This is a genomic window from Tissierellales bacterium (assembly GCA_035301805.1).
Taxonomy (GTDB): Bacteria; Bacillota; Clostridia; order Tissierellales; family DATGTQ01; genus DATGTQ01.
In genome coordinates, this window is record DATGTQ010000159.1 from 1 (window position 1) to 13,557 (window position 13,557).

The window sequence follows — 13,557 nt, forward strand, 5'->3', positions numbered from 1 at the left end:
ATTTGTCCTGATGATAATCTTGCTCCTACGTAAGCAAATATATCTCTGCCATGAAATGTATAAGATTTTTCAGAACCTTTTAATCTATTTTTCTTCTCATCAATCTCCCTTACTTCTTCTACTCCCATATCATCTGCCACTAAACTAAATAGCCCATTATCTGGCCCAACAAAATAATATCCCTCTTTTGTTTTAAGAACTATAGATTTCCTCTCCGAACCTACCCCTGGATCTACTACTCCTACAAACACAGTCCCCTTTGGCCAATAATTAGCCGTTTGTTTTAATCTATAAGCCCCTTCCCAAATATCATAGTTTGGAATTTCATGGGTCAAATCGAATATCTTTAACTCAGGATCCACTCCAAAAGAAACACCTTCCATTGCAGATACAGCTCCATCTCTAACACCAAAGTCCGTTAAAAAGACTAATGCCGACTTCTCATCTAAATAATTTGCTCCATTTCCGCTCTTTGTAGGGTTTATTGCCTTCTTCGAAAAAATACTAATTATAGATAATACAAGAACTAAAAAAACAACAATGCCGATTACTTTTTTATTATTCTGAAATCTCGATTTAGACATAACATCACTCCTCCCCTTGTTAACGTTTTCTATATTAATATATTAATAATATACTACCATATTTTTAACCTAGACTTGCAAGAACTCTCCCATATTCTATAAGTGGGAAATGAATTGCCAATATATTGTAAATAGGATACAATAATACCATGAAAGTTCTTTGATAACTAGATATATAGGGTTACATAGAGAAATTACAAAAGTCCTAAAAATATGATAACCAAGCTATGGATTTATTCCTTCTATGCTTAAAATATCCAAGGTACAAAAATAGCTAGTTTCCGTAAATAACTAGTTTCAGTAACTAGCTATTTTCCACTATATCAATAATTTCTTTCCAATCTGACACTATATAATTTGCTCCATATTTAAATAATTCTTCACGGCCCCTAAATCCCCAAAGGACCCCTACACTATCCATATTAGCATTTTTTGCCGTCATAATATCTGCATTTGAATCTCCTATAAATAGTATTTCCTCTGGCTTAAGTTCCATAGCCTGTGCAATCTCTAGAGCCGAAGTAGGATCGGGCTTATTAGTAATGCCTTCCCTTTCACCATAAACTCTAACAAAAAGTATTTTTCCAAAAAATTTTTCAATTATAATTTTTGTGTACTCATCCTTTTTATTTGAATTAACACCTAGTTTTATATCTTTTTCAACCATAAAATTTAGAATTTCTTCAATTCCATCATATGGCTTAAGCTTATTAAGATATCTTTTATCATAATTTTTATATAGCATATCTATTGCTTTATCAATTGTATCTTCGTCAGTTCCCTCAGGAAGACATTTTAATACTAACTTTTTAAATCCTCCACCTACTTTTTGCTTGTATTCTTCATAGGTATATGCAGGTAGATTAAATTCTTCAAGAACTGCATTCATACTATCTCCGATATCTTCAATTGTATTTAATAAGGTTCCATCTAAATCAAAAATAACTCCTTTATATTTTCTACTCACTTATACGACCTCTCTTTCTTTTATAATCTTTCACTTCCACCTATTATTTTACTATATATCTCTTTCATCTATACTAATTATAATTCTATTAATAATTAATAGTTTTAAGAATTTAAGATTTTTTTATCTATATTGCAAGCTATTAGGCTTTTAGCACTATTTAAATAGGAACTTAAACTCTTTCACCTATTATTATGTACTATCATAACCTAGTACCCTAATTATACCATAATAGAAAATAGAGTTACCTATTTAATAGGTAACTCTATAAAACCAAATCAACTATTGTAACCCAACTTCTTCTGCCACATTTTTCATAGCTTCAATAGTTTCAGAGAAAACTTCATTTAATTCCATTCCAAGCATTTCTGCCCCTTCTGCAATTACTGCCCTATTAACACCTGCTGCAAAAGATTTATCCTTCCACTTTTTCTTTAAAGACTTCACCTTCATATCAGATATACCTGTTGGTCTCATTAAAGCCGTAGCATTTACCAACCCTGTTAATTCGTCAATAGTATATAGTACCTTCTCCATTTTCTCAATAGGTTCTACATCGGTACATATCTTCCATCCATGACTCATTATGGCATGTATATATTCTTCAGGCCAATTCTCTTCCTCTAATATTTTCTTAGTTATTTTACAATGTTCTTCTGGATACATTTCATAATCTAAATCATGCACAAGGCCTATAATGCCCCATTTTTCTATATCCTTTTCTCCTAATAATTCAGCAAAATGTATCATAACTGCCTCTACAGCTAAAGCATGATTTATAAGGCTTTCGCTTTTGGTATACTTTTTTAATAGCTCGAATGCTTCTTCCCTTGTTGGTGCCTTGTTTCCCACATAACCACCTCTTTTTTTAAAATTCATCTTGATTTTTACCCTATTCTTAACTGTTAATATTTACTTAAGTATTAATACTTGTCATAGCTTATGATTTCTTTAAGCTCTTTCCTTGGTCTTTGAGATGGTGCTTCATCAGGATAGCCTAGAGGGGTTATTGCAACTACCCTCACCTCTTTTGGAATGTCTAATACTTCCTTTACCCCGTTCTCATCATAACTACCTAACCAGCAAGTACCTAACCCCTGCTCATAAGCTTCTAATATCATATATGAAGTAGCAATGGATAAGTCAACGGTATAACGTGGTTGTCCGCCTCTCATAACGCTTTCAGGTTCTGTACCACATCCAACTAATATTATTGGAGCTTCACCAACAAAAGGTTGATCAATGGCTTCAGTAAGCTTCTTTCTTGTTTCTGAATCCTTTACAACAATAAACCTCCAGTTTTGTTCATTCTTAGCCGATGGTGAAAGTCTCGCTGCTTCTAAAACCTTCAATAATTTTTCCTCTTCTACGGGTTGATTGCTATACTTTCTTATACTTCTTCTACCTTGCATTGCAGATAAAACGTCCATTACAATACCTCCTAATTATTAATATTAATCTTATTAATATTATAGCAAAGTTTAATTTAATATAAAAACATATTTCAGTTCTTTATAGTTCAACTATAAATCTATTCTATACATAGACTCAAATTTTTCTTAGATGAATCATTAAATATATATTTTTCATCTTAGAATATATCTAATTTCAAAATGAAAAGACTTTAAAAAAACAGGTCAATAGCAGTTGCTACTAGACCTGTTTTAATGTGTTTTACCTTAAATATTCGATATATGCTTTACTTACTCTTTTTACTGCTTCAATAGAAACATATTCATCAACTTTATGTCCCAAAGCTTCATAACCTGGACCATAAATAATAAATGGTTTTGGTAACTTTGGCATAGTCAATGATAAGTCAGTAAAATAATTTACTCCTTTATATTCAGTTTTCATATCTAATTTTTCTAAAGTATTAACAAATTCTTGAACATAATTGTGACCCTTATTCATTTCTAAAGCTGGTCTATCAGTTATTACTTTATATTTTACATTTAATTCTTCGTACTTATGTTCAAATCTTTCGATTTGTTTTTCTATATAATCTAAGACTTCTTCATTAGTTATATCAGGATTTGTCCTTATATCTATATTTGCTTTACAATAATCAGCTATAATATTTGTTTTTTCACCACCACTTATTTCATTAATAGATACTGTACTGTCTCCTAACAATTCATCACCACAATAACTTTCTACAAAAGGCCTAATGGAATTTACTAATTCATATAGTACCTCAATTGAATTAATTCCTAAATCTGGCCTTGCCCCGTGAGCTGATCTTCCAAAAAGTTCTAGTTGAATCCATAACGCACCTTTTTCTTTAACTGCTATACATTCATCAGTATTTTCAGGCACAATAATAAAATCTACATCATCCAAAATATTTTCATCTAATATGGATAAGATACCTTTTCCTGTAGCTTCCTCATCAGCAGTAAAAATAAGTTTTATATTCTTACTAGGTTTAATATTATTATTCACAAAATACAAACCTGTATAAATCATACAAGCTAATCCACTTTTCATATCACTTGTTCCTCTACCATACATTAAATTTCCTTCTATATGTGCACCAAATGGATTATACTTCCAAATATCTAGATCTGTTACAGGAACAGTATCTATATGCCCTATAAGGGCAACCGTTTCATCTGAATCTCCTTCGATATCAATAACCAAAGATGCTCTATTGTTACCTAAATCAATTTCATTTATTTTATCATAATCACCGAATAAACTAATTATATACTGAGTAATATTTTTTTCATTCCCTGGTGGGTTGGTAGTATCAATCTTTATTAAATCTTTTAAAATATCAATTACTTCCATCTCCATCCTCCTTATCATATTATATTAGTACTATCCTTATATAGTTTTCTAAGCTAATTATAAATAATAAAAGCAGCCAATCATTAATGACTAACTGCTTTTATTATCAAGTATCATCTTAAAACCAAGGAAGCACCTTCATAATTACAGAAACTATAATTGTTGTCACTCCCATGGAAGTTACATTTCCTATAGTAGGATGATAACCTTCCGGAAGCTTATCACAAAAGTATTCCGCTAAAGGAGGCCCTATTATACCTCCCAATACGCCTGCTGTAACAGCAATCCCTACAGACGTCCCGAACATTAGTACACATCCTGGCCCAACGCTCACTACTGGTACGTATGTCCCATACCATCCTTTTTCTACATATTTATCAAAGTATAAATATACCCCTACCGCCGAGCCAATAAATTGAGAAAGTATAATAGCAGGAATTGCACCTGATCCATAAGCCCCATGATTTGCATTCAAGATCCAATCTAAAGATACTCCTAAAATAACAAATAATCCTGCAATTTCATTTGCATAAAATTGAGCTTCAGAAAAGTCTGCAAATACTCTTCTCACGAACCACAATGGTTTCCCCATTTCTTCCACAATCTCTGCTTTTGTTTTATCCTCTCTTTTCAATGGCTTAGCTGGTACCTTTTCCATCCAAGGTAAAGCCTTACATATGGCGCATATTAATATTCCGGTAATAGCCATAGTGAATACATTTGAAACAACTCCTGGTACATCTAAAACTGGAATTATATTATTAGTTATCCAAAAACCTACTGGAAAACCCATAATTCCACCAAGTATGGACCCTGTTAATAATGCCTTCAAGCTTGGCCCATATAATAACATTATTGCTGGTGGAGCACCTACTACAGTAATAAATGTTGGTAACCAAGTATATTCTTCAATATCAAAGAATCTTGTATATCTTAAAACAAATATCGCAATAAATAGTGATAATAACTGAGAGGCTAATACCCAAGGCCATAAATTAGAGCCATAAGATACACTAAATCCTGCAAAGTTTGAGTTTTTCACATCTAATCTCCAAGCTATAAATCCACCCAAAATCAAACTTATAGAGGCAAAAAAACCAGAATAAAACTGTGCTTCTGTAAAATTCATAATATACCAAATAAATTTATAGAATGGATCATGCCCAGCTTTTTCTATTATAGTGTTATAATCTAACCAACTGCTCACTACATTGATATTACTTAAAACAAAATATATTAGAAACCCAATCCCAACAGATATTAAAAATCCCCTTAAAGGACCAGTACCATATTGTTTTTTATCAATCTTTATATTCTCCATGATGTACCTCCTATTCTAATAGAGATATTCTCTTAATTATCTATTATAAGAAAACATGACCAGGTCTCCTACTCCTAATCTCTTTACCATCCCAAATTTACTTACAAATCCACCTGCTCCACTTCCACGTCTAATCGCCCTATTCTCAAAGCCAACTACTTTTCCATTTACCATAGTATAAATCATAGATTTTGTATTTTTATCGATAACCGTTATATTTGCTAAAGCTCCCTTGCCCAAATGACCAATTTTTTCAGTCCACCATTCATTCCCCGTTCTTTTTTCTATCAATCTTGCTGGATTATAGGTCATTGTAGCTACAGAATCAGATAAACTTAGTACTCCTAATTCTACTAATTCTAATATTGCTGGGATATTGTCTCTTGTATCCCCAAAACCTTTCATAGTAGCATCATTTTGTCCATCAGATATTAATACATCTACAATACCATTTTCCAAAGCTTCATAAGCTAATTCTTGCGATTTTTTAGACATTATAATACCTTCTCTACTTCCTCTACTCTTTCTTAACATAGTTGTTACAAATTCTCCAGTAATGTGTTCTTTCTTACATAACTCTATCATTGAGCTCATAGACTCAACAGCATCTTTATGAGTTCCACAACCCGCAGCTGTAGTATGCCCTAAATGAATAGGTCTACCTTTTGACAATTCTGCTAATCTAATAGCATGATCTGGATCCTGAGTATGAGTCATATAAATTAAATTAGCTTTAGAAGTTATCTCAAAAATTTTATCTATATTTTCATCAGTCATTATAAAATGCCCCATATGGTCTTTAATACCAACAATTAATGGTGCTGTAGTATTTGTAATGCCATTTCTAGTCATTTTTTTCGAGGCTGTGTCTTCATCTAATTCTCCTTTATACAGTTTAATCAATTCGTCTACTGATAACATAGTGGATAAAACACTGGCTGCCCCTTGATACAGACCTATATTTACTGGTATTCCTCTATCTACTTCTGCTCCTAATAAAGCGGGTGCCATAAAAGTATTCCCTGCTCCTGGTGAAAGTCCCATAGTTACCCCATCTGCAACCGCCTCATAAATAGGGTTGGTACTCACTTCAAATAAATCTCCTAAATGAAGGTGCATATCCACTAAACCTGGTACTACTAATAAACCTTCACAATCTATTGTCATATCTCCTTTTTCTATATAAATTTTCTCCCCTATTTCTACTATTTCATCGTTCATAATAGCTATATCTAATACTTCTTCTATTTTATTTTTAGGATCTACTACTAATCCGTTCTTCAAAATAATTCTACCTGTCTTTTTCAATTTCTTATCGGGATCAGACAAAGATTGGTTCCTAACTGAAGCTAAAGTATCATTTAGCATATTTACTTTTGTTGTGTACATAATCTTCCCTCCCTATTATTTTTGTCTAATTAAATTATACATCTAACATACTATATAAACATTGTCCGTAGAGGATAAAAAAGAAGACTATATATTAGTCTTCATGTACAAAGAGTATTGCTGTTTCATCTTCATCAGTTTTAAACAAAGCTCAATTATAAATTTATTTTCTCCATCATTTAATTCCAAATTAACTAAATTACAAATTTTATTAAATCTATACTTCATAGTGTTGTAATGAATAAATAATTCTTCAGACGTTTGCTTTAAATTCCAATCATTTTTTATTAAACAATCTAAAGTCTTCATATATTCCCCATTATTTTCTACATCATATTTTATAAGTTCATCTAAATATTTATTGCAAAAGATACTAGAATCTTCCTTTAAAGATAAATCATAGAGCATCTTATAAATTCCTAGTTCAGAATAAACATGAGTATAATTATTCCCGTAAATAGTTCTTCCAATTCTTACAGCTTTTTGTGCTTCTACAAAGCTAATATATACGTCCAATATAGATTCTTTATAACTTCCTATACCTACAGTAACTGTAAAATCACTGTAGCTACTCACTTTTTCTCTTATCCTTTTAGATATATTTTGAAGTTTTTTAAAAAATTCATCTTTTGATTTTAGATCAGGCTCTACTAGGAATACTATGCTATCACTATAAGTTGTATAGTAGTATTTATATAGATTCTTTTTAATTACATCTTTAGCCAAATTGAATAAATTCTTTTTTTCTTCCTCTAAACATTTAGTTCCTTTTAAAGATATAAATTGCTCTTTAAAATCATCTATATCTACTATTAGACAAGATAAACCTTTATCCATTTTCCAACCATATAAAGAAGCTCTATTGTTCGCTTCTTCTACAGTTCTTATATTGTTTAATATTAAATCTTGTATAAATTCATCTTTATATTTTTGTTCTATCTGTCGATTAGATATTTCCTTTTGAATATTTAGTTTAAGTACCGTACTAGCATGTTCTATCGTCCTTTTATCTAATCCTTCTAATTTATTATCTTTAATAATAATATATCCATATATAGAGCTTCCTGTTTGAACTGGATATTTATAATACTTATCCAACAATTTTTTTCTTATATCTTTTTGAAAATCTTCAGAGTTACCCCTAATATAAGTTTTATTAAATACTAAATCTATAAATACTAAATCCTTATCCAATATTCCATATAGCATATCTACTATATCTGTTGTTCCTTTCCCTTCTATAACTATTTGTGTAAAACATTTATGAATTTTTTCAGACATTTCCAGTTTCTTAGCTTGAGTATTTACTATACTTGCAAGAACTGGATTAATAACATCAGTAAAAGCATAAGATACTGGTATATAAATAATAGGAAAATTTAACTTATCTGCAGTTTCTTTTACTTCTAAAGGTAATTCCATTATAAATCTTCCCAATTTCAATCCTAATGCTGAAGCTCCATTTTTATCTAATTTAATAACTAAATCTTTTAATTCTAATGGATCACCCTTCATTATGTAAGCGGTGGTAATTAAAAATTCTCCACCTTTCATCCAGTTATATATATCCGGAGCATCCATGACGCTCACTGTACTAATGTTTCTCTCTAAACCACCTTTCCCAGCTATTACTTTAAAGTCTTCAAATTGTTCTATTAAATTTTTAACTTTCATATTCTAGCCTCCATAAGATAGTAGATTTTCAATTTATAAGTATACTCTTTATTATACTATTATGTTCTATATTTCAACAAATTTTCTTAAGCTTAATTTCACTAAATACCCATGGTCATATGTTTAATCTGTAAAACTTTTTTCCTTTATTTTTAGGGAAATGGAGATTACACATTTAAAATTTTTATAATATCATATAACTACGAAATATATTGTAGGTTATATCAGTTATTTTCATCTTTCATATATTTTAATAAAGAAAAACCTAGCTACCATAAACTATGGTAACTAGGTTCTTCTTTATTTTTTGCTTTTCTTTTTCTTGTTCTTTTTATTTAATCCTTTATTCTCTTTCATTTCTTCATTCTCAATTATGCCATGCTCAGCAGCAATTTCATAGTTCATCTGTTTAAAAAAATTCTTATCCATTTTTTCATTCTTTTTATTCTTTTTATTTTCTTTCACTTTTATCACCCCATGTATATTTTTGACTCAATCCATTTATACATACAAGGCAATTTTAGGAATATGTGAATCAGCTAGGACAGTTTTGACTGGCTCACAAAACTAGAATTCAATAATTTGACCAATCCCTTTCTAGGTTTATTTAAATCCCTCAAATATTTATCCAGTGGCTCCATCTTTTTTCACTTTTCTTAATTCTACAATCATTGTAATTGAACTATAGATTAATACAGCTACTACTAGCCATTCTAATACTGAAACATTCATATTTTTTAAAAATATAGTAGTTACTGGCAGTAACTACTATATACTAAAAAATATTTATGCCAATAATTAAACAAGTACGTCGCCGGAGACGATCCTAGCTAGCTCAGTAACTCACTTAAACAATAAAAATAGAGCTATTTATAAACAGCTCTATAGATTATCATTTATACATTGACCAAGGTTATATTATCATTATCTCTTTAAAAACTCTTTTACATCATTTAAAGAACTATATACATCATCTTCATTTATAGCTACAAATGGAATTTCTAAATTATATTCTTCAAAGTATCTTTTTAATTCCTCCATAAATACTCCTGAACTTTCTATTATCTTTAAATCCTTTACTTTATCTTCTATATCTTCTTTAGATGAAAAGTCTCCTGCCCAATTTCCTGAACAAGTTAAGCTCACGCCACAACTTGGACTACCGTCTACCCCTAAAACACCTACTATTTCATATCCTGCATCCGTATAACCTTTTACTTGTCCAACTATTGGCTTCAACATTTTTCTACAATTTTCTCTGTAAAATAAAGTATCAAATTGTTCTTTTACATGTCCCCACCTTTTAATACCGTACATTATCATTTCAGGACAAGGAAGCTGAATAATTCCAATACCTTCTTCATGAATCATATCTACTACTTCTTTAAATATTCCTTCATACTGACTTAATCCTTCTACTTTAGCGTTTGAGTTCAATATACAATGAGAAACTATTAAAATCTTCCTACTTCTTTCCAACTCATCACTTCCTTTATAATAAGTCATCTATAAACTAATACAGGAATCCTTCTCAACCCTAAAAAACACCTGCTGATCTATATCATAAAAATCTGTTCCATTATTAAGAACATCAATATCAAATAATGTCCCCTCTATATTAGCAGTATATCGAATAATATTACCTTGAGGAAGAACCTTAATAATATTACCCGAGAAATAATAATAATCATCTTCTTTTTTATAATTAGTAGTAGAAATGTGAATAATCTCCGGTCGAATAACAACATTATTAGTTTCTGAATACTCTTCATTAACTAATTTAGAAAAAGTCTTCCCTTGTATAATATTATAATTCCCTATAAAACTAGCTACAAAGCTATTCTTAGGTTTACTATAAAGATCAATCGGATTACCTGACTGTTCTATAACTCCATCCCTCATTAAATGTATAGTATCTGACATTGTCATAGCTTCATCCTGATCATGAGTAACAAATATAGAAGTCATACCAAGTTCTTTATGAATCTCTTTAATTCTTGATTGAAGGGATTTACGAAGCTTGGCATCAATTGCACTTAAGGGTTCATCTAGGAGAAGTACTTTTGGTCTTGTAACAATACATCGAGCTAAAGCCACTCTCTGTTGTTCCCCTCCTGAAAGCTGAGATGGATATTTTTTCTCATTTCCAGTAAGGTCAACCATTTTAATAGCATTATTAACACGTTCATAAATAATGTCCTTTTCTACTCTCTTCATTTTAAGACCAAATGCTATATTATTGTAAACATTTAAATTAGGGAAAAGACTATATTGCTGGAAAATCATTCCTACATTTCTATCCTTAGGACTTATGTTAGTAATATCTTTCCCATCAAGAAAAATTTTCCCACTACTCACCTGCTCTAATCCAGCAAGACATCTCAATAAAGTACTTTTTCCACATCCAGAAGCTCCTAGCAAAGTTACAAATTCTCCCTTTTCAACAGTTAAATTAGTCTTCTTCAAAATATGTTTTGTACCATAGTATTTTTCAATATCCTGTAAAACTATATATGCCATAATTATCCCCTTAATTTTGCTTTTATTACTAACCTTATATTATTTGTTCAATTCCTGTTTTGCATTATTTACATAGGTCATATCAATTACATTTTCATATCCAATAGGTTTCTTTAAAATTTCTTGTTCCAAGCAGAAATTTTCAATTGCCTCATATCCTTCTTTAGAATAGTTTCCATCCTTTGTAAGTGAGCCCCTTAAAATCCCAATAACTTCAACCATATCTTTACCTTCAAACATAGGTGCCACAAGTTTTGCAACTTCTTCATCACTATGCTCTGATTGCCACTTAATACCTTTCATAACAGCATTAACAAATTTCTGAACGGTCTCGGGATTTTCCTCAGCAAATTCTTTAGTAACAGTAACCATTTGAGATTCATAATATTCAGAACCATAGATAGCTTTATGTTGCTCTGGATCACAAGTATTAATTAAAATATTTGCATCTATCTTTTCTAATTCATTTATATAAATACCATCAAAATATGCAGCTGCAATACTACCCTCTTCAAGAGCAGCTAAAGCAGCGCCATACTCCATGTTAATCCATTCCACATCGTTTTTTGTTAATCCTGCTTCTTCAAGGGCAGAAATAACAAAGGAATATGGAGCCGAGCCAGGCATACCCCCAAAAATAGCCTTACCTTTTAATTCTTCAATATTTGTAATATCCACATTAGAAGCAAACATATATTGTTTACTTTTAACAGTTGGAATAATTATCTTAGATTCTAACCCTTCTTCAAAAGCACGTAAAACCGGTTCAGTTGATAGCATACAAAATTGGGAGTCTCCTGCATGCATTCCCTGAAAAGCGATAGGCCCATCCTTATAAACAACAAATTCTGTCTCTAATCCTTCATCCTTAAAGTATCCAAGCATTTCAGCTACATAAACAGGAAGCCAAGATTCACCACGCATTTCTGAAATTATAATTTTTTCAAGTTCTTCCTCACCTTGAGATGTTGATTTTGATGTACAACCTGTTACCATAGTTGCTATTAAGATAATTGCTAAAATCAATACTAAAGATCTTTTCATTTATATATCTCCTTTCATTGCTTAAGTTTAAATTATAGTCATATGTTTTTTCTACGTTCCATAGATGGGTTCGTCGTTGCCCTCCAACGAAGTAAATAATTTTCCATTTTATCAAGAGAGAAATTCAAAAATATACCAACAACTAATAAAATAAAAATACAAGACATAACTCGAGCTATATTAAAAAAGGAAGTTGCATAAGCAATCATCCAACCAAAACCTGCTGAAGCTCCTATATATTCTCCAATAATAGCTCCCACTAAACTAGAACCTACACCAACACGAATACCTGATAATATCCAAGGCATACTTGATGGCAATACTACATGTATAAGTGTTTGTACCTTTCCTGCTCCAAGTAAATTTGCTGATTCAATAAGTTTAGGTTCCACATTCTGAATACCTGCATAAGTAGCAAAAAATACATGAAAGAAAACCATAAGCCCTGCAAGAAAGATTTTTGATGTAAGACCAAGGCCAAACCATAGAATATAAACCGGTGCTAAAGTTAACTGAGGAATGCCGTGAATTGCTGTAATAATAGGTAGAAGGATTTTTCCCAACATTTTAAACTGCCCTAATAATAATCCTACAACAATCCCAATGATTGTCCCATAGAACAATCCAGTAAAAGCTTCCCGCAGAGTTACAGATGTATGTTTTACTAAATCTCCACTTGTATAGAATTCAACTAAATCTTTAAGAATTTCACTTGGATAGCTTGTAAAAAGAGGGTTATATAGCTTAGCTCGAGCTGACCATTCCCAAAAACAAAACCCATCCTTTAGGATGGTTTAGATTTCAATTTCTTTATTTGCTCTTCTGTTAGACCTATTGCTTCTATTATTTGATCTAATGAAAGATTTATATTTATTAATTTCTTGGCTATTTCTATTTTCCCTTTTTCATTTCTTTTCTTTCTACATATTCTAATCTAGATATAGCATCTCGTCTTGCATTTTCTCTAACATAGCATTTTTCTCTTAGTCTTTCGTCATCAGATATCTTTCTTAACATTTCTTTAGCCATCTTTAATGTTTCACTCCCTTCTATAAGTCGATTTAATAAGTCTTCCATTCCAGGCTCTCTATTCCCACATAATTTCATATCTTATCATAATATTTACTCCACACTATATTCAATACCCTTATTATCCTCTCTGCTACATCTTCTAAGAGAAACCCTGCATTTTCCATAGCTTCTTCAAGAGTCATAGGTTTATTAACTATTGAAAAAATACTATCTATGCCTTTTTCATAAAGTAT

14 protein-coding genes are annotated in these 13,557 nt (G+C 30.9%); all 14 read right to left on the reverse strand.

Translation table 11 applies throughout. From position 1 onward, the window contains the following. Positions 1-584, reverse strand: a 584-nt coding sequence (locus VK071_08110) for an SAM-dependent chlorinase/fluorinase (GenBank protein ID HLR35272.1), incomplete at its 3' end; no start/stop codon positions are given. A gap of 304 nt (positions 585-888) precedes the next feature. Continuing rightward, positions 889-1,551, reverse strand: a complete 663-nt coding sequence (locus VK071_08115; GenBank protein HLR35273.1) for an HAD family hydrolase — start codon at positions 1,549-1,551, stop codon at positions 889-891. A gap of 282 nt (positions 1,552-1,833) precedes the next feature. After that, a complete protein-coding gene (locus VK071_08120; GenBank protein ID HLR35274.1) occupies positions 1,834-2,403 on the reverse strand; it encodes an HDIG domain-containing protein in 570 nt (189 codons plus the stop codon). A 71-nt stretch (positions 2,404-2,474) separates the two neighbouring features. Next, a complete protein-coding gene (locus VK071_08125; protein ID HLR35275.1) occupies positions 2,475-2,981 on the reverse strand; it encodes a nitroreductase family protein in 507 nt (168 codons plus the stop codon). Positions 2,982-3,225: 244 nt separating this feature from the next. Further along, the gene (locus VK071_08130; protein ID HLR35276.1) at positions 3,226-4,344 is read right to left on the reverse strand and encodes a M20 family metallopeptidase; all 1,119 of its coding nucleotides are present in this window, start codon (positions 4,342-4,344) and stop codon (positions 3,226-3,228) included. Positions 4,345-4,462: 118 nt separating this feature from the next. Continuing rightward, on the reverse strand, positions 4,463-5,665 hold the full coding sequence (locus VK071_08135) for a hypothetical protein (protein ID HLR35277.1): 1,203 nt from the start codon (positions 5,663-5,665) through the stop codon (positions 4,463-4,465). Between the two features lie 36 nt (positions 5,666-5,701). Continuing rightward, entirely contained in the window at positions 5,702-7,054 is a 1,353-nt protein-coding gene (locus tag VK071_08140) for an amidohydrolase family protein (protein ID HLR35278.1), read from the reverse strand. A gap of 87 nt (positions 7,055-7,141) precedes the next feature. After that, positions 7,142-8,728 (reverse strand): PucR family transcriptional regulator ligand-binding domain-containing protein, encoded by a 1,587-nt coding sequence (locus tag VK071_08145; protein HLR35279.1) that lies wholly within the window; start codon positions 8,726-8,728, stop codon positions 7,142-7,144. Positions 8,729-9,028: 300 nt separating this feature from the next. Further along, positions 9,029-9,193 carry a hypothetical protein gene (locus tag VK071_08150; GenBank protein ID HLR35280.1) on the reverse strand — a complete coding sequence of 55 codons (165 nt, stop codon included), beginning with the start codon at positions 9,191-9,193 and terminating at the stop codon, positions 9,029-9,031. A gap of 459 nt (positions 9,194-9,652) precedes the next feature. Continuing rightward, positions 9,653-10,207 carry a hypothetical protein gene (locus tag VK071_08155; protein ID HLR35281.1) on the reverse strand — a complete coding sequence of 185 codons (555 nt, stop codon included), beginning with the start codon at positions 10,205-10,207 and terminating at the stop codon, positions 9,653-9,655. A gap of 27 nt (positions 10,208-10,234) precedes the next feature. Continuing rightward, positions 10,235-11,248, reverse strand: coding sequence for an ABC transporter ATP-binding protein (locus VK071_08160; protein HLR35282.1), 1,014 nt, complete (start codon positions 11,246-11,248; stop codon positions 10,235-10,237). A gap of 39 nt (positions 11,249-11,287) precedes the next feature. After that, the gene (locus VK071_08165) at positions 11,288-12,292 is read right to left on the reverse strand and encodes an ABC transporter substrate-binding protein (GenBank protein ID HLR35283.1); all 1,005 of its coding nucleotides are present in this window, start codon (positions 12,290-12,292) and stop codon (positions 11,288-11,290) included. 38 nt (positions 12,293-12,330) lie between these two features. Continuing rightward, positions 12,331-12,915, reverse strand: a complete 585-nt coding sequence (locus tag VK071_08170) for an ABC transporter permease (GenBank protein ID HLR35284.1) — start codon at positions 12,913-12,915, stop codon at positions 12,331-12,333. 268 nt (positions 12,916-13,183) lie between these two features. Then, the gene (locus VK071_08175) at positions 13,184-13,399 is read right to left on the reverse strand and encodes a hypothetical protein (GenBank protein ID HLR35285.1); all 216 of its coding nucleotides are present in this window, start codon (positions 13,397-13,399) and stop codon (positions 13,184-13,186) included. Positions 13,400-13,557: the final 158 nt, after the last annotated feature.